A 22,459-nucleotide genomic window follows, 5' to 3' on the forward strand; every position below is an offset into this window, starting at 1 on the left:
GGAAAGCCTTGATGGAATTCAAAGCAGGGCTCACTTTTGCCTGCTTGAACATGAAGAAATTGGCAAACATATTGGAGATGAGAAGCTAAAAAGGCTTCGCATTTTTTTATTTTCATGTGATTTATAAATAAAATAAAGACAACCCCTTATTTGAGATTAACTCACACAGGGTTTGTCTTCAGTCTGAGCTCTTAGAAATATTATTTCTAAGAGTTTTTTTGTATTGAAGGAGAGCGCGTTATTTTTTAGGAACATCCGGTTGTGGTACATCAACAATATTAAGAATGATCGTAGGTTTAGAATCGGTTATTTCAGGTTGCCTTGATCGAAATGACCAAGAAGTTACTAATTTTGAAAGCTATTAAATCGACCATTCATCTTAAAACCGAACATTCAATTTGTTTTTTTATCCTTATTAAGATCCAATGTAGAAATTGGTAATAACATATAGTATGATAATTGTATTATAAAGTTATTATTCTATATCTATAAGGAGGAAAAATAATGGCAAACTTTATTGATACGATTTATCATATCATCAAGACAGTTAACGGTTTTATCTACTTTCCTGTACTAATCATCTTACTTTTGGGGGTAGGAATTTATTTCACCTTCCGAACAGGTCTAATTCAATTAAAACTGTTTCAAACATTTAAAGTATTATCAGAAGCGCCCAGTTCAAAAGGTGGGGTGAGTTCTTTTCAAGCCCTGATGGTCTCAACAGCATCGCGAGTAGGAACCGGTAATATCGTTGGAGTATCCGCAGCATTATGTTTAGGAGGTCCAGGCGCTTTATTCTGGATGTGGATCGTTGCTATTATTGGAGGAGCATCCGCTTTTATTGAGTCCACCTTGGCACAAATTTATAAACACAAAGATGAAAATGGCGATTCATACGGTGGGCCTGCTTACTATATTCAAGCAGGTTTAAAAAGTAAATTCCTGGCAAGTGCTTTTGCTTTATCATTAATAGCTTGTTATGCAGTCGGATTTAATATGTTAGCGTCCTACAATATCCAATCTTCATTTTCAAGCTATTCATTCTACAACCCACAAACCACTCCAATGATAATTGGTGGAATCTTAGCCTTATTAACCGCTTTTGTGATTCTAGGTGGCGGAAAGTCGATCATTCATGTCACAGAAAAATTAGTTCCTCTTATGGGAATTTTATATGTTTTGGTTTCGCTGCTTATGATTGTTATGAATATTAAGCAATTACCAGAAATATTTAGTAATATTTTTCAAAATGCTTTAGATTTTAAAGCGATTTTTGGTGGATTGGCCGGATCTAGTTTGATCCATGGAATCAAACGAGGTTTATATTCTAATGAGGCTGGTATGGGGTCTGCTCCCAATGCGGCTGCAGCTGCAGATGTTTCACATCCCGTTAAACAAGGATTAGTTCAAATGCTTTCTGTATTTTTAGATACACTCGTTATTTGTTCTGCCACTGCTTTTATGGGTCTTTCTTCAGGTGTTGTACCTACAGAGACAATGGCTGGAGCTCCTTATATTCAAGAAGCACTTTCTACGGTATTTGGGCAATGGGGTTATTATTTTATTTCCCTTTCCCTAATTTTATTTGGCTTTACGACTTTGATTGGGAATCTCTATTACGTTGAATCAAATATTATTTATTTAGTAGGTAAAGTCCCAAACATCGTATTTCAATGGTTTTATCGTATAATATTTGTTATCTTGATTTATTTAGGAGCTGTACAAAAACAAGCCTTTGTATGGGACATGGCTGACTTATTTATGGGAATAATGGCTTTGATTAACCTACCAGTTATTATCATTCTAGGTAACCAAGCAATTAAAGCTTTGAAGGATTATAACCAGCAAGATAAAGCCGGGCAAAACCCAGTTTTTAAATCAGAAAAGATTGGACTCAATCCTGCACAATTTGATTTTTGGAAGTAAAAGAGAGCTCTCGAGTTATACTCGAGAACTTTTGTTTATTAAAAAGTTCACAAAAAACTGAATCGGTGTTTACGGTCTTAGGACAAACATGATATAATAAAACCATATGAACTAACAAAGAAATGGGGAAATTGTAAATGTCAAAAACAATGGCGATTAATGCTGGTTCTTCAAGTTTAAAATTCCAAATTATCGAAATGCCTGAAGAAACAGTCGTTTCAAAAGGTTTAGTGGAACGTATCGGATTAAATGATTCAAAGTTAGAAATTAAATACACAGATGCTAACGGGGAAGAACAAAAATTCCAGTTAACAGAAGATATTGCTGACCATGGTCGTGCAGTTGATTTATTACTAACTAATCTTCTAGACCTAGGGGTAATCGCTGATTTCGAAGAAATTACAGGTGTTGGACACCGTGTGGTAGCTGGTGGCGAACTCTTCAAAGAGTCTTGTTTAGTCGATGAGCAAGTCATTAAAAACATTGAAGAATTAGGTGATTTTGCCCCCTTACATAACCCCGCTGAAGCAGTCGTTATTCGTGTTTTCCAAGAAAAATTACCACATGCTACAATGGTTACAGTGTTCGATACTTCTTTCCATACATCAATGCCTGCTGAAAATTATATGTACAGTATTCCTTACGAATACTATGAAAATTACTCTGTTCGCAAATATGGTGCCCATGGAACTAGTCATCAGTTTGTTGCCAATCGTGCAGCTGAAATTGTAGGCAAACCTATTGAAGATTTGAAAATTATTACCTGTCATCTAGGAAACGGTGCCTCAATTACTGCGGTAGATGGCGGTAAATCAATCGATACTTCAATGGGGTTCACACCTCTAGCAGGTTTAACGATGGGTACTCGTGTGGGAGATATTGATGCGTCTGCCATACCATTTATCATGGAAAAAGAAGGTATTGAAACGATCCAAGAGATGGTAAATATCTTTAATAAAAAGTCTGGTTTATTAGGTATTTCTGGTGTTTCATCAGATATGCGTGATGTAGAAGAAGCAGCAGAAGCAGGTAATGAACGTGCTCAATTAGCTTTGGATATCTTCTTCAACCGCATCATTAAATATATCGGACAATATATAGCTCTTATGAATGGTGTAGATGTGATTGTCTTTACGGCTGGAATTGGTGAAAACTCTAAAGAAACACGTGAAATAACAATGAGAAACTTTGGTTATATGGGTGTTAAGATCGATGAAGAGCGTAATAACACACGCAAAGAAGCTATTGTATCTTCAGATGATTCAACCGTTACCGTCATTAATATACCAACAAATGAAGAAATTGCGATTGCACGTGACGTTGAGCGTTTAAAGAAGACTAAATAATTATCAATTAAAGCTAACTTGAACGTTGTTCTCAATTGAGAATAACGTTCTTTTGATAAATGATTAAAAGCAGAATAAAGAGAGATTGAACAATTAATTCAAATGAAGGAGGCGCATTAATGACCGAAAATATTATTTTAGATGAAAAGGCAATCGGACGCACACTGAAACGGATGGCTCATGAGATAGTAGAGCGTAACCCGGATGTGAAAGAATTGATTCTTGTGGGAATCAAAACAAGAGGTATCTATCTAGCCAAGCGCTTAGCCGCAAAAATTCAACAAATTGAAGAGATTAATGTGTGTGTTGAAGAGCTGGATATTTCTTTATACCGAGATGATTTGTCTTATAAGTTTGAATCGGAAGCGCCAGTCGTACAACCACCCCATTTTTCTCAATCGATGCGTGACAAAGTGGTGATAATGGTGGATGATGTTTTGTATACGGGTCGAACCATTCGAGCTGGTCTCGATGCGATTCTCTCTACCGATCGTCCTGCTAAAATTCAGTTAGCCATTTTAGTGGATAGAGGACACCGAGAACTCCCAATTCGCGCTGACTTTGTAGGGAAAAATATTCCCACTTCGAGTGAGGAAAAGGTAGCGGTAAAATTGAATGAAGTCGATCACGCAGAAGAAGTTGTCATCGTACGAACATAGTAAAAGCCCTTTAAAGCTCGTAGCTTTAAAGGGCTTTGTTTATGTAAAGCGAATTTCAACGAGAGTTTAAAGTGAAATATATTAACACAGAGATCAGTGTAATTAAAATCAATACAAGAACTAGCCAGACAAGACTCCAAAATTCTAATTGTATGTAGATCAATACAAAGCCCAAAATAGCTAATAAAAAGAAGGTAAGAGCTAAGAGGTTAAAGATCTGTGAATTTGAAACTTTAAAAATAGTTTGTAAAGACTTTCTAAAATAGAAAATATAAAGGGCCAGTATCACTAAAACAGACGGGAAAGCATAAAGTAGGGCTTGTAGCATAATTGTCCTCGATTCTAAATTAATCTTCAATAAAAAAGAGCTGGCAATTGCCAGCTCTCGAAATATATCCGAATCGTGCCGTTTCAATAAAGCTAGGTTGAACCCGCTAGCAATCAGGTGGGGTTCTCACGAATTGGTTCTGACTTCCACATGCGATGGCTTGTCATATGTATTCGATTGAAGAATCCCTAATGTAAAATGTTCGGTCAACACATTGACTATCTCTCGAACACATCAGATATATTTCCTATGAACTTAGTATAACACGATAAGTTTAGATTGCAATACTTTTGCTTCAAAAAGATGAAAACATTTACATTGCGATTAGATAGTGGTTTGTTTAATTGATCTTTTTAACAACCATGCTAAATTTCTTACTCGTTATTGTTGTTCTTTTATTTCTTGATAGTATTGACTAATGGCTGTTTCGTATTTTCCTGTAGGATCTGGGTGAAAATATTGCTTTGTTTTTAAACGATCGGGTAAATATTGTTGACTGACAAAATGATTTGGGTATTCATGTGGGTTTTTGTAACCAATCGATCGTCCTAACTTTTTAGCTCCTGCATAATGTCCGTCTCTTAGAGCATCCGGTACTGGTCCGGTATATCCCGCTTCAATATCAGCCATGGCGGCATTTATTGCGCGATAGGAAGTATTTGACTTTGGACTGAGTGCTAAGTCAGCAACCGCAAAGGCTAAGGGAATCCGTGCTTCAGGCAAGCCTAATTTTTCTGCCGCTTCAACAGCGGCTACCGTCCGTTGTGTAGCTTGCGGATTCCCAAAACCGACATCTTCATACGCAATCACTAACAAACGACGACAGGCAATGATCAATTCGCCAGCTTCTAAGAGAACAGCCAAATAATACATTGCTGCATCAACATCTGATCCTCGAATTGATTTTTGTAGGGCAGAGATCACATCATAATGATTATCACCATCCTTATCATGGGTCAGGCGTTTGCGTTGCAAACATTCTTCAGCAATGGCTTGTGTAATCACTATTTTGCCCTGTGAGTTTTCTGGTGTGGAGAGGACGGCTAACTCTAAAGCGTTTAAGGCGGAACGAATATCACCATTAGTTACTGAAGAAAAATGTTTAAGGGTTGACTCATCCATTTCAATTGGATACTTCCCAAGTCCGTTTTCAGAATCCTGAATGGCTCTTTCTAAACCACGCTGAATATCTTGACTAGATAAGGCTTTTACTTCAAATATTTGAGCTCTTGATCGGATGGCAGGATTGATAGAAATATAGGGATTTTCGGTGGTGGCCCCAATTAAAATTATCCGTCCATTTTCTAAATGGGGGAGCAAGTAGTCTTGTTTCAATTTATTTAATCGATGAATCTCATCTAATAATAAAATCAATGTGCCAGACATTTTGGCTTCAGCGACAACGACTTCTAGGTCTTTTTTGGCATCAGTGGCAGCATTTAAATGGCGGAAAGCATATTGAGTGGTTCCCGCAATGGCCGCGGCTATTGAAGTTTTTCCTGTTCCGGGCGGACCATATAGGATCATTGAAGATAGACGTTTAGCTTCTACCATTCGACGTATTATTTTTCCGGGACCGACAAGATGCGTTTGCCCTAGCACTTGATTGATATGCTTAGGACGCATGCGATAGGCTAAAGGTTGTTGCATTATGAAACCTCCTTAATAATGAATATATTTTACCACATAAGTCACATTTTGATGAAAAAGAGACATTTATTTCTCGCCGTAAACACTTTCAAAATCAATAAAATGCGTTATAATAGTACTATTAGGAATGAAAAAGGTGAGACAATGTTATATTTTGACTATGCAGCAACAACCCCAGTGGACCTTCGTGTTCAAGCACGCATATCTCACGCATTAGCAGAGTCATTTGGGAATCCTTCTGCTAATTATAAGCTGGGTAAAGCAAGTAAAAACAAGTTAACGACGGCGCGACGACGCTTGAAAGCACTTCTTAAACTAGATGAAGCTTCTGATTTATATTTTACCTCAGGTGCGACTGAGGCAATCAATTGGGCACTGCGTTCTCAAGCTTATCGAGCACGTGATTTAGGTCTTGGTCATCATATTGTTACGACAGCTATTGAACATTCGGCCGTGGATCGTGTATTGCTCGACTTAGAAAATAAAGGTTTTGAAGTCACCCGTCTTCAGCCCAATTCCAACCAGCAATTTTCTCTCGAGCAATTTATCGAAGCGAGTAAGCAGACAACCATCGGCTGGACGGTTATGGCAGTCAATAATGAGGTTGGCTCGATACTCCCCATCAAAGAGCTGGGACAATATGCCAAGCAAAAAGGCTATTGGTTTCATGTTGACGCGACCCAAGCGATCGGTTATCAAATGATTAACCCACAAGACTTTCCTTGTACCTCTTTTAATGGATCGGGTCATAAGTTCTATGCCCCTAAAGGAATCGGCTTTTTGGTATACCAGGCTTGGAATAAAGAGATGATCCTAGATCCTTTATTGTTAGGTGGTGATCAGGAATATACCAAGCGATCTGGAACGGAAAATCTGCCATATATTTTGGGTATGGTTGAAGCGTTAGAACTTATGGATCAAGGATATCATGAATTACAAGAAAGTTTTGTTGAATTATCTACTTATTTCTTTCAACAGTTGAATCAAACAGGGATAGAGTATCAAAGGAATGGTGATCTAGTCCATCATAACAATCGCATCCACAGTATTTGGTTAAAAGAAAAATTAGCCAGTCAAGTAATCATTCAATTGGATATGCAAGATATTTATCTATCAGCTGGTTCAGCATGCTCTGCGGGGTCGATCAAACCAAGCCGGGTCCTGACCGCCTATTATCCCAAAAATGAGGCCCGTTGGCGTGAGAGTGTTCGAATCTCATTTGGTCGTTACACGACTAAGAATGAGATCGATCAATTAATTGAAGCAATAACAAAAATATATCAATAGTAAGGAGTAGAATAATGGCATTTACACCAGAAGCAAAATTATTAGGATTCAATCGAACCTTTGAAGTCTGTCCAGAATGTAAACCTTATACCTTAAGAGATAATGGTTTCAATGAAACGCGTGGTGGTAATTTTCTCTATAAACGTGAATTAGACTCTACCCATCGTTCAGGGCTTGTCTTAAAAGTGACAGTTAATGCGGACTTAAATGGGCTAAAAATATCGACCGTAAATTCTAATGGCTTGCAAGCGGTTAATGTTTTTAGTCTGGCTAATAATGAGATGGTTATTGAAAAAATTAATTTCATCTTCGACGGATTTGTTGACCGCAACGTTCTAGTTGAAGTAAAATAGAACATGGTTTTGAATGTATCTGAAACGAACTTTCCATTCAAGGTGAGTTCGTTTTTTTACTATTTATTAAAGATCAAAGAAAGGAAGATCCCATGACTCAACAAAAAGATAAAGCTCAAACTAGAGTGGTAATAGGAATGTCGGGTGGAGTGGATTCTTCGGTAGCAGCCTTATTGCTCAAACAAGAAGGGTACGATGTAGTCGGTTTGTTTATGAAGAATTGGGACGACACGGATGAAAAGGGTGTATGTACAGCGACTAAAGATTATGAAGATGTAGCTCTAGTGGCAGAACAAATAGGGATTCCTTACTATTCAGTTAATTTTGAAAAGGAATACTGGGACCGCGTTTTCGAATATTTCTTAAGTGAATATCGCAAAGGGAGAACCCCCAATCCAGATGTGATGTGCAATAAAGAAGTGAAGTTTAAAGCCTTCTTAGATTACGCAACCGACTTAGGAGCAGACTACATTGCTATGGGGCACTATGCGCAAACAGAACGTGATGACCAAGGTCAAGTTCATTTATTGCGGGGCGTAGACCAAAAGAAAGACCAAACCTATTTCCTTAACCAACTGTCGCAAACTCAGTTGCAAAAAGCGATCTTCCCCTTGGGACACTTAGAAAAACCACAAGTACGTGAGATTGCTGCAGAAGCAGGCTTAGCTACGGCTAAAAAGAAAGATTCTACCGGAGTGTGTTTTATCGGCGAAAGAGATTTTAATCAATTTCTTTCTAATTATTTGCCCAACCAACCGGGTAAAATTAAAACCCTAGACGGTGAAGTGAAAGGCGACCATATGGGATTGATGTACTATACCATTGGGCAACGTCATGGTTTAGGAATTGGTGGTTCGACGGGCTCAAACGGGTCTAATGAACCGTGGTTTGTAATTGGCAAGGATATGTCTACGCAAACACTCTATGTCGGACAAGGCTTTAACCATCCTCATTTATATGCCGATTACCTAGAAGCTTCTGACCTTTCCTTTACGAATGGTGATTTGAGCGATCGGACCTTTAGATGCACTATTAAATTCCGTTATCGTCAAGAAGATGTACCTGCCGAAGTAACAATTTACGATCAAGGGGAAAAAGCACGCGTTGTTTTTGATGAGCCAGCAAGAGCGATAACACCTGGACAAGCGGTGGTTTTCTACCAAGGTGAAGAATGTTTAGGAGGTGGCATTATTGATGCGGCCTTTAAAGACGGTGTGATGAGACAATATATTTAAGTTAAAGTCACCCTAACCATTTAGGGTGATTTTTTAGTGCGATAAGATAGTTTTCTTATGAACATTTTGGCTTATAAGCGCTAGTTCCTAATAAGAAAGATTGATATAATAAGATTTAAAAGTGAGGTGAGAGTGAATGGAAGAATTAATTATAGGTAGTTTAGAAAGTATTATCTTTGAAAATGATCAAAACTTCTATAAAGTTCTCAGAATTCGTGTTGATTTAGACCAAACCAATCTGTTAGTTGAAGAAGAACTCGTTATAACCGGACAATTTACTACTATTCATTATAATACGCCTTATCAATTTTTTGGTCAGTTAGTAAACCATCCGCGTTTTGGTCAGCAGTTTTCCGTCACTCGCTACCAACAATTGATGCCCACTTCACGCAAGGGTTTAATTAATTATTTATCTAGTAATCGTTTCAAGGGGGTTGGGCCTAAAACCGCTGAAAAAATTGTAGATAATCTTGGGGAGAAAGCAATTGACCAAATTCTAGATGATCCAAAGGCATTAGATAAAGTCAGTGGTTTAACTGGTAAAGTTGCCGACCAATTAAGGGCCAGCCTCTTAAAATTTCAAGGGACAGAACGAATTTTTATGCAATTAACAGAGTGGGGGTTCGGGGCGAACTTAGCCGATAAAATTTATAAAAGATATCAATCCCATACCCTCGAAAAGGTGAAGGAAAATCCTTATCAATTAGTCACTGAAATTGAGGGGATTGGTTTCACCAAGGCCGACCAGCTAGCTGAACTGATAGGAATTGAACCAGATGCCGCCGAACGGATTGCTTCGGCTATCACCATGGCAGTCGCTCAAGTCTCTACGGAGCAAGGAGATACTTACGTTTCAACTCCGGATTCATTAAGGGCTGCACGCGACCTTTTAGAAAAAAGTCGGCGCTTTCTTATTGAGGATGATCTATTAGCGAAAGGGTTAGATCTAGCTCTTACTCAAGAGCAGCTTTTAATGGTGGGGGAAGACCTTATTATTCCCTCTATCTTCTACGCTGAGTACGGAAGCAGTAAAAAGATTCATGATTACTTAATGGCCGAACAAGTCGAGCGATTCGAAGAAGAGGAAATAGATCAAGCCATTAAAGATGTCATGGCACTAATTAAAATAGATTATGATCAAGAGCAACAGCAGGCTTTAAAATTAGCCATTCAGTCTCCTTTGTCTATTATTACAGGAGGACCAGGCACAGGAAAAACAACCCTCGTCCAAGGGCTCATCTATTTACATGCTATTATACACGGTTATGATCTTGCCGATCTCAATGAAGATAATTTTGAATCTCCTATTCGCTTAGCGGCTCCGACAGGGAGGGCAGCAAAACGGATGCAAGATACCTCTCATTTGCCAGCCTCTACCATTCACCGTTTAATTGGGTACAATCGTGAGTCTACTATAAAAGATTTTGATCCAATCATGATTGATGGCAGTCTCTTAATTGTGGATGAAATGTCAATGGTCGATGTGTGGTTAATGAATTGGTTAATGCAAGCTATTCCTTATGAAATGCAAGTAGTCTTGGTGGGAGACAAGGACCAACTTCCTTCAGTAGGACCAGGTAAGGTTTTTTCAGATTTGATTGAATCAGGTGTGATTCCAACCGTTTCTCTTTCTAAAATTTATCGTCAGTCTGAAGACTCATCTATCGTGCATCTAGCTCATCAAATTCGACAAGGCTATCTACCGGAAGATTTTCTAATGAAGCATAGTGATCGCTCATTTATCCCTTGCTCTGCTCAACAAGTGAGTGATGTGGTTGGACAGATTGTTGAAGCAGCCGTCAAAAAAGGCTTTAATTCTCAAACTTTACAAGTCCTAGCTCCTATGTATAAAGGACCGGGTGGCATCAATCAGATTAATGATCTGATGCAAGAAATGTTGAATCCTGCCAGTTCAAAAAAACGTGAGATTAAACACTTTGACCAAGTATATCGATTAGGAGACAAGGTTCTTCAACTCGTTAATAATACGGAAGATGGTGTATATAATGGTGACATCGGAAAGATTACCGCTATCTTAACAGCTAAGGAGAGTTCGTCTAATGTTGAAGAAGTCATTGTAGATTTTGATGGGAATGAAATCCATTATCGCAAAAATGAACTCGATCAGTTGACCTTAGCTTATTGTTGTTCCATTCATAAGGCACAAGGGTCAGAATATGACTTGGTCATCTTACCACTGGTTGATCGCTATTCACGGATGTTAAGGCGGGACATAATCTATACCGCCGTGACACGAGCGGTAAAATCTTTAGTGATGGTGGGGAACCCTCAAAGTTTTAATAAGGCGGTTTCTCAAGTTCAAATTGAACGGAAAACCAAATTAGTTGAATACTTACAATTAAATTTGACTGACCAAGAAAAAAGTCAAGAGCAGTCAAAAAGTAAAAAGTACGAAGACAACAAACAAAGCACGAATGTTTTAAAAAAAGAAACTACTACGCAAGCACCGACAAAAATTAAACAAGCAGAAAGGTTTATCTTGAATGACCAAACAATTTGGCAGGTCGATCCGATGATTGGAATGGAAGGGTTAAAGCCAGAGGATTTTATGCAAAATAATTAACTAATAAATAATGAACTAAAGGAAATCATCTAATTTTAAAGCAATTATTCTTCTATGAATGAAAGTTATAAAACTTCCAAAGCCTTACTCTTATTTCTTGATTGACCTTTTTTATAAAAATTGCTATATTACTAAGGGTAGAGGACATGTCAGGTCATTTAAGAGAAATTACGTTTGGTGCAAGTAATTACGACATTGATGCTCCCTCATACGGACCAATCGAAAGATTGGCGTTTTGCTGGCGTTAACAGTCACTTAAAGAGATAACCGAGAGTTATTATAAGCAAGGTGGTACCGTGGTTGAGCGCCCTTGCATATAATGACTCTTTATTTATATTGAAGGAGAATGAGAGATGAAACCATTAAAGAGCCAAGAAATTCGTCAGAAGTTTTTAGACTTCTTTGCAGAAAAAGACCATCAAATTGTCCCCTCAGCTAACCTAATCCCTATTAATGATCCAACCTTGTTATGGATTAACTCAGGAGTGGCAGCCTTAAAAAAATATATGGATGGAACAGAAGTGCCGGCCAATCCTAAAATTGCCAATGTTCAAAAATGTATCCGTACCAATGATATCGAAAATGTAGGAGTCACAGCACGTCACCACACTCTATTTGAAATGTTAGGTAACTGGTCGATTGGTGATTACTTTAAAGAAGAAGCGATTACCTGGGCTTGGGAATTCTTAACCTCAGAAAAATGGCTGAATTTTGATTCGGAACGACTTTATGTCACCTATTTTCCTGAAGATGAAGAAACCAAACAAATCTGGATGGAAAAGTGTGGCTTAGCAGAAAATCACATCGTTGCTGTAGAAGATAACTTTTGGGATATTGGCTCAGGTCCTTGCGGACCCGATTCAGAGATTTTCTTTGATCGTGGTGAAAAATACCAAAACTTATCAGATGACGATCCAGAAATGTATCCAGGTGGTGAAAATGAACGCTATTTAGAAATTTGGAACCTAGTTTTCTCTCAATTCAATCACATGCCTGACGGTTCCTACCAACCACTTCCCAATAAAAACGTAGATACCGGTATGGGCTTAGAACGCATGGCTTCGGTGATGCAAGATGTACCGACTAACTTTGAAACGGATTTGTTTATGCCAATTATTAAGGCAATTGGCCAATTAACCGAAATTTCCTATGGTGACCATGTAAAAACAGACACTTCATTCAAAGTCATTGCAGACCATATACGTGCTGTTTCCTTTGCGATTGGTGATGGTGCCTTACCATCGAATGAAGGACGAGGTTATATCTTAAGACGTTTAATTCGACGAGCAGTCATGCATGGTCGTAAGTTAGGCATTCGTCGTCTCTTTATATCCGAATTAGTGCCAATTATCGCTGAAATTATGGGTGATAGTTACAGCGAACTGCGGGAAAAAGAAAGTTTCATCAAAGATGTTCTCTTAAAAGAGGAACAACGTTTCCATGAGACTATTGAAGAAGGGGAAGTTCAACTGAATCAAGTGATTGAGTCTCTTCGCCAAGAAGGTCAATCGACGATCACAGGTCAAAAAGCTTTCCATTTATATGACACCTTCGGCTTTCCGTTAGAATTAACTAAAGAAATGGCTGAAGAAGAAGGCCTTAAAGTGGATATTGAAGGTTTTGAAACCGCAATGGAAGCACAAAGAGAAAGAGCGCGTTCCGCTCGTTCGGATGCGGGATCGATGGCTATTCAATCTTCGACTCTTCATGCCATTGACTATGATTTTGACTTTGTAGGTTATGATCAATTAACAACCAATGCAACGATTAAACATATCGTGGTGAATGATCAAGAGGTGGATCAGTTACCCGCTCATAGTGAGGGCATTTTATTCTTCAACCGTTCTCCTTTCTATGCTGAAATGGGAGGACAAGTTGCAGATATTGGGGGTGTGTTTGATGGCGATCAAATGCTAGCTGAAGTACTTGACGTACAAAAAGGTCCACATGGTCAATTTATGCATAAAGTTAAATCGCTTGAAATGCCTATAAATCGTGACCAATCTTATACATTAACCGTTGATCGCCAAGCTAGAATGCGAACTAACCAAAACCATACAGCTACCCACCTCTTACATAAAGCTCTAAAAGAAGTTTTAGGCGATCATGCCAACCAAAAAGGTTCTTATGTGGGACCAGATCGCCTACGTTTTGACTTTTCACATTTTGGTAAAATGTCACCAGAAGAATTAAAACAAGTCGAGTCTTATGTTAACTTTATGGTTGAAAATGCGATTAACGTTGACATTAACGAAATGCCAATAGATGATGCAAAAGCAATGGGTGCCATGGCACTCTTTGGCGAGAAGTATGGTTCAATTGTACGAGTTGTTAATGTAGGCAATGAATCCATTGAATTATGCGGAGGAACACACGTTAACAACACCAATGAGATCGGAACGTTTAAGATTATGGCCGAATCGGGTATTGGGGCTGGACTTCGTCGGATTGAGGCCTTGACCGGACAAGCTGCTATTGCTAATTATCAAGAAAATGAATCACTCTTAAAAGAGGTTCAACATCAATTAAAAGTTAGTCAAAGTGATCAATTACTACATAAAATTGAACAATTGCAAGCAGAGTTAAAAGCACAACAGTCAGAAATAGATTCCTTAACTGCACGCGTAATGCAAGATGCTTCAAATGAAATCTTTGAAGAGGTTCAAACGGTCAATGACATGAGCTATATCGCAGCTAGCGTTGATAATCAAAATATGGATTCCCTTCGTGCCTTAGGGGATACTTGGCAAGAAAAAGCAGCTTCGAATATTCTTGTTTTAGCAACCTCCCAAGAGGATAAGGCCAATTTACTGGTTTTAGTCGATCAAGAGACAGTAGCGAAAGGGATTAAAGCAGGTGATTTAATTAAACCGCTCGCTAAGTATATCCAAGGTGGCGGTGGCGGACGGCCAACCATGGCTCAAGCTGGGGGCAAAAATCCTGCCGGCATTCAGCAATTATTAGCTTCAGTAGCAGATGAAATAAAGAACTTACTAGCTTAATTTGAAACAAAATCGTAATATTGAAAAGTCAATAAATAATGCATAATAAGAGCCATTTCTAAAGGAATTGTGGTAAACTACACTTAGTATATAAAATCAACTAGAAACTAAAATAAAAGAGTTGATGAAATAAAGAAAGGTTCGGTGAGTGCATCCATGCAATCATTAGATGAAACAATACTTTTTAAGTTAGATGATTTAAATCAGCACACAGTACGTGAAAGTTTAGAAATCGTCTACCGTGCATTGGAGGAAAAGGGGTATGACCCAGTTAACCAGATTGTGGGCTATCTCTTATCAGGTGACCCGGCCTATATTCCGCGTCATAATGATGCCCGTAATATTATTCGTCGTCATGAGCGCGATGAAATTGTAGAGAAATTAGTCAAATATTATCTAACTCAGAAGGAGTCATAATTCATGCCGACAGGAAACCGTAGCATGGGTCTTGACGTAGGTTCAAAAACGGTTGGCGTGGCAATTAGTGATTTGATGGGGTGGACAGCTCAAGGGATTGAGACCATCCCCATTGATGAAGAAGCGGGAGACTTTGGCTACCAACGGCTCAAAGAACTTATTGATGAATACCACGTGAATAAGATCATTATTGGTTTACCAAAAAACATGAATAATACGATGGGACCAAGAGCAGAAGCATCGCTAAAGTTTGGTGATAATCTTCAAACGATTGTACCAGAGTGTCAAATAATCTATCAAGATGAACGACTAACCACTACACAAGCTGAGCGAATGCTAATCGAAGAAGGAAACATTTCCCGCAAAAAACGCAAAAAAGTGATTGATAAATTAGCAGCCGTTATGATTTTACAAAATTATTTAAATTATAAAAGATAGGGGTGTCAAGATGGTAGAAGAACACAATCATGATCACGAAGAAAAAGAAGTGGACTATATCACAGTAGTCGATGAAGAGGGCAATGAATCCTTATATGAAATTCTCTTTACTTTTGAATCGGAAGATTTTGGTAAATCTTATGTTCTTATTTATCCAGCAGGAACAAGTGATGAAGAAGAAGTAGAAATCCAAGCTTATTCATATAAAGAAAATGAGGATGGCACTTCTGGTGATTTAGAATTTATTGAGACTGAAGAAGAATGGGATATGATTGATGAAGTCTTAAATACATTCTTAGCAGATGACGAAGAATAATCAATAAGTCCTAGCTCTTTCCGATTGTCCAATCGGTAGGAGCTTTTTCTTTTGATACTTATCTAAAATGAAACATTAATTTAATCAGTCATTGCTTAAGTCAGGATAGTCATTTACTTTGTTATTTGCTATAATGCTTACAACGTTTGCTGATTAGGAGGAAGTATGAAGATAGACTGGAATAAAGTACAAGAAGAAGCGAAAGTGAATGAGACGATACATGTAAAAGAAATGCTTTGGACCAATCGTGTGATTAAAATAATCCTATGGGTTTTCTTGGTGATTCTAATAGTGGGAGTATCATTTACCTATTGGAAATTAGAGAAAGATTTGGGTCCAGTTGACGCTAATAATTCGCAAGCCATTGAAGTCACTATCCCAATTGGGTCGACTTCAAGTGACATTGCTCAAATTCTTGAAGATGAGAAATTAGTTCATAATAGCCAAGTTTTTAATTTATTCATGAAATTCAAAGGTGCTAGCGATTTTCAAGCAGGACATTATCAGCTAAAACCGAATATGAATGCCGAACAATTAATTGCAACCTTAAAAGAAGGTGGCGAACCAATCCAAGAAGATATTGATACCACGCTCACTATCGTCGAAGGTATGCAATTAACTGAGATTGCACAGGTGATTGCAGAGCAAACACCGATTGATGCGCAGACATTTATGGAACGAGCTGAAAGTGAGGATCTCTTTGAAGAGCTTCTAGGTCGTTTCCCAAGTTTAATCCAACCCTTGTCTGAGATTGAAGGCCTAAAATACCGTCTAGAAGGTTATCTTTTCCCAGCCACTTATGATTATATTGCTGGAATGACAGCGGATGATTTGATTATCAACATGGTAGGAAAAACAAACCTTGAATACCAAAAGTTACAGGACGATCTTACCAATACTACGTTAAGTTACCACCAAATCTTGAGTCTGGCTTCGATTGTTGAACGCGAGGCATCGACAGACGAAGACCGAGCCTTAGTAGCAGGCGTTTTCCTAAACCGTTTAAATGTGGATATGCCTTTACAGAGTGATATCACAGTCATCTATGCTTTAGGAGAACATAAAGAGTTAGTCACTTATGATGATTTAGAGGTGGATTCCCCTTATAATACCTACCAAAACAGCGGAATACCGATAGGGCCAATTAATAGCCCTTCATTATCATCCATTATGGCGACAATCTATCCAACCTATTCGGACTATTATTACTTTGTTGCCGACATGAATACGGGGGAAATATACTATTCTGCTACTGAAGCTGAACATAATGCGCTTGTAGAGCAATACGTCCAACCTTTCTTCGATGAAGCAGCCAAAGAAGCGAGTGGGGAAAGTACAGAAACAGGGCAAGAGTAAAAATAATTATTAGTTAAAAAGATCACTTGCAACAAAAACTTTTATGTTAATTATTATGATAGGGCTTGCATTAGTCTTATTTATGTGGTATTTTCTTTAATATAGTTTTGAGCAAGTTCAGTATAGAGCAAGTAATCACCCTTTTGGGGTGGTTGCTTTCTTTTATGTATCTGTCAATTGAAGGAGTGAAGTAATGGGTGATAGACCAATCATTATCGGTGTTACAGGAGGTTCTGGCTCAGGTAAATCGAGTGTCAGTAAGCGTATTTTAGAACAGTTCACTGAAATGTCCGTTTTAGTTTTAGCTCAGGATAACTATTACAAGGACCAAAGTCACCTGACCTTTGAAGAAAGACTTAAAACAAACTATGACCATCCATTTGCTTTTGATAATGACTTGTTTTACGAACATATTCAAGCCTTTATCCGCGGTGAAAAAATTGAAGTACCTATCTATGATTTTGTTAATCATACACGCTCAGCACAAACACGTGAAGAAGTGTCCCGCGATGTTTTAATTTTAGAGGGGATATTAATTTTTGAAGATAAGCTGATTCGCGATCTGTGTGATATAAAAATTTATGTGGATACTGAAGATGATATACGATTAGCTAGACGAATTAAACGGGATGTTATTAAGCGAGGAAGGTCTGTCGAATCAGTACTTGAGCAGTATGAATCGGTGGTAAAACCGATGCACCATCAATTTACTGAACCGACCAAACGCTATGCTGACATCATTGTCCCAGAAGGTGGTCACAATCATGTGGCGATTGATTTATTAGTAACAAAAATTAACACAATTATTAATTAATTTGAAGGAGTTTTATCAGATGGTAGAAAAAACATATCCAATGACCTTAGAAGGTAAGAAGAAAATTGAAGCAGAATTAGAAGAATTAAAAGTTAACAAACGAGCGGAAATTATCGAACGCATTAAAATCGCTCGTTCTTTCGGCGATTTATCAGAAAACTCTGAATATGAATCAGCCAAAGATGAACAAGCTTTTGTCGAAGGTCGCATTTCAACGCTAGAGAACATGATTCGTTTTGCTGAAATCATTGATGATAAGAACGTAGCAGCTGACGAAGTTACTTTAGGTCGTACGGTTACTTTTAATGAGTTGCCGGACGGACCTGAAGAAGCCTATACAATTGTTGGATCTGCCGAAGCAGACCCGATGGAGTATAAAATTTCCAATGATTCACCAATGGCAAAGGCTTTACTTGGCCATAAGGTTGGCGACAAGGTAACCATCGAAACACCTGGTGGCTCATTTGACGTGGAAATCACCAAAGTAGCAAAAGCGTAAATCTCAAAGATTGAAGATGAGGCTCCATAAGGAGTCTTTTTTTGTAGAATTCAGTGGGTCTATCTACTAAAAAGTTATGATATCAAACATAGACTATCTTTTATCTGACTTAAATCTATGCGATAATAGACTTGATTATATAGGAGGTAAAATTTCTGATGAAAGACTTCTTTCGTAAACGAATATTTCTGATGATGATTCTGTGTATCTGCTTAATTTTTTTAGAATTACTCACGGATTGGCATTTCTTAGGCTTATTTGGGATTGGCTTTTTTTTAATTTGTTTAAGCTTGTATATTGAACGTTATTGGTTAAACCGCCTTTTCTTAGGTTTAGGTTTGGTTTTGGTCATTGTGACAATTGTATTGACACGCTCTTTCTGGTTATTCTTACTGACTGTTTTCTTTGCTTTAATTATCTTTAACAAGGGTCATATTAATGAAATGGGTAACTTATCTGAAAGTATGCTTCACCCTGGTCCAAAAGAATCAGAAAATTATTATGGGATTAAACTTATCCAACCGCAAGACCAGCAACGCACCATTTTACAGTATCAATCATTATTTGATATGCGTGAGGACGCAAAGAAGGTCTCTTATGAGTGGGATGACATTAACTTGGTCTATTTTGGAGGCAATTCAATTATTGATCTTGGGAACACATTAATTCCTGCCGGTGAGCATACGGTCTTAATCCGCAAGATGTTTGGTCGTGTGCGGTTAATTATTCCGCGCGATATCGGTTTAAACATGAATATCTCCTTAATCAGTGGTCGCGTGATGTTTGAATCCCAAGATTATGAACTAACCCTTGAGAATTTTAAATGGCGAAGTCCAGATTACCAGCAAGCTAACCGGAAATTAAGTTTTATTGTTTCAAGTGTAATCGGGGATGTTGAGGTGATTATTCTGTGAATCTTAGGTTATGGATTCGAATTTTGCTTAATCAATTGTTTATTTCGCTTGTTTTGTGCTTATTTGTAGTTGGGCTGTGTGCTTGGCAAATCCCTGAATTTAGAATTGAAGATCTTTATTTGATTAAGATATGGGAAGTAAGGCTGTTTGTTTGGATTGTGGCAATTATCATTGCTTGTTCAGTTATCTATAGTCTCTATTTAACTCTTTCGCTTAATGACGCTTATGAATTAATTCGCGCAAAGATCAATTGGATGTTACTGGGCAAATATCACCATCCGATCTTTAATCAAACCAATCACAAGTCAACCCTCTATACACAAGATTACAGTCTGGCTCAGGATATTAATCGTTTACGCAATCGCTTGGTCGATTTAACTGAAGATTTACAAGAATTTACAGCAGCTCCGGTCTTTGTGGGAGAAGAAACGAAGGAAGAGATTATTGAAGTTGAACGTAGTCGAATCGCTCGTGAGTTGCATGATTCAGTTTCACAGCAGTTATTTGCAGCCATGATGATGCTATCAGCTATAACTGAGACTTATCCCAAAGAAGAAGATCCTAAATTAGCAGCTAATTTAGAAAAAATCGAATCGGTCATCGGAAATGCGCAAACCGAAATGCGCGCCTTACTTTTGCATCTACGACCAGTGGACTTACAAGGCAAATCATTACGCCAAGGAATTAATAATCTTCTTTTAGAACTGCAAGCTAAAATCCCTTTAGAATTAACTTGGGAACTCGATGATCCCAGATTGGAAACAGGTATTGAAGACCATCTTTTTCGCATTATTCAAGAAGCTGTTTCCAATACTATGCGTCATGCCCGAGCTAACAAACTCGATGTCTATCTGAGAGAAACGACAGATATGATTAATATTCGAATCGTTGATGATGGTCGTGGCTTTGATCCATCAAAATCAAAAAAATCAGGATCTTATGGCTTGACCAATATTCAAGAAAGGGTCAAAGGGATGGGGGGATCAGCTTCCATCATTTCTTCACCTGGCCAAGGGACAGTGGTAGATATCAAGGTGCCCTATAAACCCAAAAATAAACTAGCGGATAAAGGAGCAATTAAATGATAAAAGTATTATTAATTGATGATCACGAAATGGTGCGATTAGGGGTCTCATCTTACCTAGCCATTCAAGACGATATCGAAGTTGTAGGTGAAGCCAATAATGGTTTAGTGGGCTATCATCATGCTTTAGAGTTAAGACCCGATGTTATTCTTATGGACTTAGTAATGGATACTATGGACGGTATTGAAGCTACCCAAAAGATTATGCAAGAATGGCCTGAAGCAAAAATTATTATCGTAACTTCTTTTCTCGATGATGAAAAAGTCTATCCTGCCATCGAAGCAGGTGCTAAATCCTATATTTTAAAGACTTCTTCAGCCAAGGAAATAGCCGATGCTATTCGCTCAACTTACCAAGGAGAAAGTGTCATGCAGGATGAAGTGACCCAAAAAATGCTCAATCGCGAAACAGAGGAAAAACAATTTCAACTTCATGATGATTTGACCAACCGTGAGCGTGAAGTTTTGGAGTTAATTGCAAGAGGGTATTCAAACCAAGCCATTGCTGAAGAACTATATATCACCTTGAAGACCGTTAAAACGCATGTATCTAATATCCTATCTAAGCTTGAAGTCGATGACCGAACGCAAGCGACTATTTACGCCTTTCAACACCACCTGGTAGACTAGGCAAAAAGCTCGCTTATACTAGAAAATTCGTTTATCATAGAAGCAATTTATAAAGGAGGGAGTAGTTGCGATTTAACGCAATAATATCTTATGAAATTAACTGTAACAGAAAAAGCTGCCAATTGGTTTAAAGAGGAAATCGGTTTTAGTCAAGGGGCAGGCATCCGTTTCAAAACGAAGATCTATGGATCAAGCCCCTTTGATAACGGCTTCGGCATTGCGATCGACTCGGTGCAACCTGAAAAGCCGTTAGTAACCTATCAAGCGCCCAATGGTGTATTATTCTTCATTGAACAAGAGGATGAATGGTTTTTTGATGATTACGATTTAGAGGTTAGTTTGGATGAAAGGCTGCATGAGCCGATTTATAATTATATTAAGGATGGACAATCCATCCAGTAAATGAGGAGGATGCTTGTGTCAGCATTACAAAACAAAAATTCACTTAAAACAAAACGTTTGGTCATCTTGAGTATTTTTATGGCTATAATCTTACTGCAAACATGGGTGCCTTTTTTAGGATATATCGCGATTCCACCGCTTAATATTACGATTATCCATGTAACTGTCATTGTGGCAACTTTATGGTTAGGAACGAAGGATGGCTTCATTATTGGAGCCTTTTGGGGCTTGAATTCTTTAATTCGTGCATACGTAATGCCCACTTCACCGATGTACGTTTATGTTTTTTCATCTCCTTTAGTTTCACTTTTACCGCGTATGATTATGCCGCTAATCGTAGGATGGTTTGCTAAACAGACACAATCAAAACTGAAAGACCGTCTACGCTATATGTTAGCGGGGGGGTTAGGCTCTTTATTAAATACCATTTTTGTATTGGGAGCCATCGGTCTATTCAAACAAGCAGAGTATGCTCAAATTAGTGGGGCCAATCTTGATACCTTGTGGCAAGTGCTTGGTGGAATTGTATTAGTAAATGGTGTTCCTGAGATGATTTTCTCTATTCTAGTAACGCCAATATTAATTAATGCATTGAGCAAAATACCGCAAAGCCTCTAACAAGGACTAAGAATAAAAGATCAGTCGCAAGACTTACTGACCTTCTTTGACATTTACCAGATGAAATGATACAATATCTTTATACCTTAATCGGGGGTGTCATGGTTTCGACAGGTGTTGTTCGAACCTTGGATGCGTCAGGTAGGCAGCGACTACCTCAACAACGCTACAGTTAAATATAACTGCAAACAATAATAACAATTTAGCTTTAGCTGCCTAAAAACAGCTTGCTAAGATCAGCCTAGCATCGCCCATGTGTTAGTTCCTGGTCTCAATTTAGTGGGATACGCTAAGTCTTTCCGTCTGTAAGCCTTAGAAGAGATAATCAGACTCGCAAACACAAACGCCTGTTGGTCGGCTATGTGGAAGCTAAATAACAATAGACGCAACTATTGACGTAGATTCTTTGGTGGCGAGACATTTGGACAGGGGTTCGACTCCCCTCATCTCCATTATATGAATTCAAAGGTTTTCGGTTCTATAATAAATAGGGTTGATGGAAGAAAAATACTTCCTTCAACCCTATTTTTTGGTACACAAAAACACAGAAGTCCGATATATTAAAAGCGCTAACCAAAATAGAAAGGACTCTGTGCTATGA

The 22,459-nt window shown here is 38.2% G+C and carries 20 protein-coding genes, 2 other RNA genes and 1 pseudogene; 21 read left to right on the forward strand and 2 right to left on the reverse strand.

All coding sequences use genetic code 11. The annotated features are described in order from the left end of the window. Nucleotides 1-251: 251 nt before the first annotated feature. The 4 genes and pseudogenes from HF969_RS10215 to pyrR form a co-directional block, all read left to right on the forward strand. Nucleotides 252-365, forward strand: a pseudogene (locus HF969_RS10215) (ABC transporter ATP-binding protein); the annotation flags it as partial. A gap of 139 nt (nt 366-504) precedes the next feature. Then, nucleotides 505-1,926 carry an alanine/glycine:cation symporter family protein gene (locus HF969_RS09320; protein ID WP_090290477.1) on the forward strand — a complete coding sequence of 474 codons (1,422 nt, stop codon included), beginning with the start codon at nt 505-507 and terminating at the stop codon, nt 1,924-1,926. Nucleotides 1,927-2,063: 137 nt separating this feature from the next. Continuing rightward, nucleotides 2,064-3,272: an acetate kinase gene (locus HF969_RS09325; protein WP_090290478.1), complete on the forward strand. Its 1,209-nt coding sequence runs from the start codon at nt 2,064-2,066 to the stop codon at nt 3,270-3,272. 119 nt (nt 3,273-3,391) lie between these two features. Beyond that, nucleotides 3,392-3,931, forward strand: coding sequence for a bifunctional pyr operon transcriptional regulator/uracil phosphoribosyltransferase PyrR (pyrR, locus tag HF969_RS09330; RefSeq protein WP_090290479.1), 540 nt, complete (start codon nt 3,392-3,394; stop codon nt 3,929-3,931). A gap of 389 nt (nt 3,932-4,320) precedes the next feature. Here pyrR and ssrS read toward each other — a convergent pair. Both ssrS and HF969_RS09340 read right to left on the reverse strand, forming a co-directional pair. Beyond that, nucleotides 4,321-4,503, reverse strand: a non-coding RNA gene (gene ssrS / locus HF969_RS09335) — 6S RNA. 137 nt (nt 4,504-4,640) lie between these two features. Then, nucleotides 4,641-5,909, reverse strand: a complete 1,269-nt coding sequence (locus HF969_RS09340; protein ID WP_090290480.1) for a replication-associated recombination protein A — start codon at nt 5,907-5,909, stop codon at nt 4,641-4,643. A gap of 144 nt (nt 5,910-6,053) precedes the next feature. Here HF969_RS09340 and HF969_RS09345 point away from each other — a divergent pair, with 144 nt between their 5' ends. The 17 genes from HF969_RS09345 to ssrA all read left to right on the forward strand — a co-directional run bounded on the left by HF969_RS09345 (nt 6,054) and on the right by ssrA (nt 22,313). After that, the gene (locus HF969_RS09345) at nt 6,054-7,196 is read left to right on the forward strand and encodes a cysteine desulfurase family protein (RefSeq protein WP_090290481.1); all 1,143 of its coding nucleotides are present in this window, start codon (nt 6,054-6,056) and stop codon (nt 7,194-7,196) included. 14 nt (nt 7,197-7,210) lie between these two features. Continuing rightward, a complete protein-coding gene (locus HF969_RS09350) occupies nt 7,211-7,549 on the forward strand; it encodes a cysteine desulfurase (RefSeq protein ID WP_090290482.1) in 339 nt (112 codons plus the stop codon). 92 nt (nt 7,550-7,641) lie between these two features. Continuing rightward, nucleotides 7,642-8,784 carry a tRNA 2-thiouridine(34) synthase MnmA gene (gene mnmA, locus HF969_RS09355; RefSeq protein WP_090290483.1) on the forward strand — a complete coding sequence of 381 codons (1,143 nt, stop codon included), beginning with the start codon at nt 7,642-7,644 and terminating at the stop codon, nt 8,782-8,784. A 136-nt stretch (nt 8,785-8,920) separates the two neighbouring features. Beyond that, the gene (gene recD2 / locus HF969_RS09360; protein WP_090290484.1) at nt 8,921-11,368 is read left to right on the forward strand and encodes an SF1B family DNA helicase RecD2; all 2,448 of its coding nucleotides are present in this window, start codon (nt 8,921-8,923) and stop codon (nt 11,366-11,368) included. 353 nt (nt 11,369-11,721) lie between these two features. Continuing rightward, nucleotides 11,722-14,370, forward strand: coding sequence for an alanine--tRNA ligase (gene alaS, locus HF969_RS09365; RefSeq protein ID WP_090290485.1), 2,649 nt, complete (start codon nt 11,722-11,724; stop codon nt 14,368-14,370). Between the two features lie 156 nt (nt 14,371-14,526). Continuing rightward, nucleotides 14,527-14,787 (forward strand): IreB family regulatory phosphoprotein, encoded by a 261-nt coding sequence (locus tag HF969_RS09370; RefSeq protein ID WP_090290486.1) that lies wholly within the window; start codon nt 14,527-14,529, stop codon nt 14,785-14,787. 3 nt (nt 14,788-14,790) lie between these two features. Further along, a complete protein-coding gene (gene ruvX / locus HF969_RS09375) occupies nt 14,791-15,225 on the forward strand; it encodes a Holliday junction resolvase RuvX (RefSeq protein ID WP_090290487.1) in 435 nt (144 codons plus the stop codon). Between the two features lie 10 nt (nt 15,226-15,235). Beyond that, nucleotides 15,236-15,541 (forward strand): DUF1292 domain-containing protein, encoded by a 306-nt coding sequence (locus tag HF969_RS09380; protein WP_090290488.1) that lies wholly within the window; start codon nt 15,236-15,238, stop codon nt 15,539-15,541. Between the two features lie 165 nt (nt 15,542-15,706). Beyond that, the gene (mltG, locus tag HF969_RS09385; protein ID WP_090290489.1) at nt 15,707-16,897 is read left to right on the forward strand and encodes an endolytic transglycosylase MltG; all 1,191 of its coding nucleotides are present in this window, start codon (nt 15,707-15,709) and stop codon (nt 16,895-16,897) included. 193 nt (nt 16,898-17,090) lie between these two features. After that, nucleotides 17,091-17,711, forward strand: coding sequence for a uridine kinase (gene udk, locus HF969_RS09390; protein WP_090290490.1), 621 nt, complete (start codon nt 17,091-17,093; stop codon nt 17,709-17,711). A 19-nt stretch (nt 17,712-17,730) separates the two neighbouring features. Next, complete coding sequence (gene greA, locus HF969_RS09395; protein WP_090290491.1) at nt 17,731-18,210, forward strand: transcription elongation factor GreA; 480 nt, start codon at nt 17,731-17,733, stop codon at nt 18,208-18,210. Between the two features lie 158 nt (nt 18,211-18,368). Continuing rightward, nucleotides 18,369-19,124, forward strand: coding sequence for a cell wall-active antibiotics response protein LiaF (gene liaF / locus HF969_RS09400; RefSeq protein WP_090290492.1), 756 nt, complete (start codon nt 18,369-18,371; stop codon nt 19,122-19,124). Next, complete coding sequence (locus HF969_RS09405) at nt 19,121-20,209, forward strand: sensor histidine kinase (RefSeq protein ID WP_090290493.1); 1,089 nt, start codon at nt 19,121-19,123, stop codon at nt 20,207-20,209. Before liaF ends, HF969_RS09405 begins: the two co-directional genes overlap by 4 nt. Then, nucleotides 20,206-20,838 (forward strand): response regulator, encoded by a 633-nt coding sequence (locus HF969_RS09410; protein WP_090290494.1) that lies wholly within the window; start codon nt 20,206-20,208, stop codon nt 20,836-20,838. The genes HF969_RS09405 and HF969_RS09410 overlap by 4 nt, the downstream gene beginning before the upstream one ends. Nucleotides 20,839-20,928: 90 nt before the next feature. Then, nucleotides 20,929-21,240 (forward strand): HesB/YadR/YfhF family protein, encoded by a 312-nt coding sequence (locus HF969_RS09415; protein WP_090290495.1) that lies wholly within the window; start codon nt 20,929-20,931, stop codon nt 21,238-21,240. Between the two features lie 15 nt (nt 21,241-21,255). Beyond that, nucleotides 21,256-21,858, forward strand: coding sequence for an ECF transporter S component (locus HF969_RS09420; RefSeq protein ID WP_090290496.1), 603 nt, complete (start codon nt 21,256-21,258; stop codon nt 21,856-21,858). A 92-nt stretch (nt 21,859-21,950) separates the two neighbouring features. Further along, nucleotides 21,951-22,313: a transfer-messenger RNA gene (gene ssrA / locus HF969_RS09425) on the forward strand. The last annotated feature ends 146 nt before the right edge of the window (nt 22,314-22,459 follow it).

Origin of the sequence: Facklamia miroungae (assembly GCF_012396555.1) — a bacterium.
GTDB lineage: Bacteria > Bacillota > Bacilli > Lactobacillales > Aerococcaceae > Facklamia > Facklamia miroungae.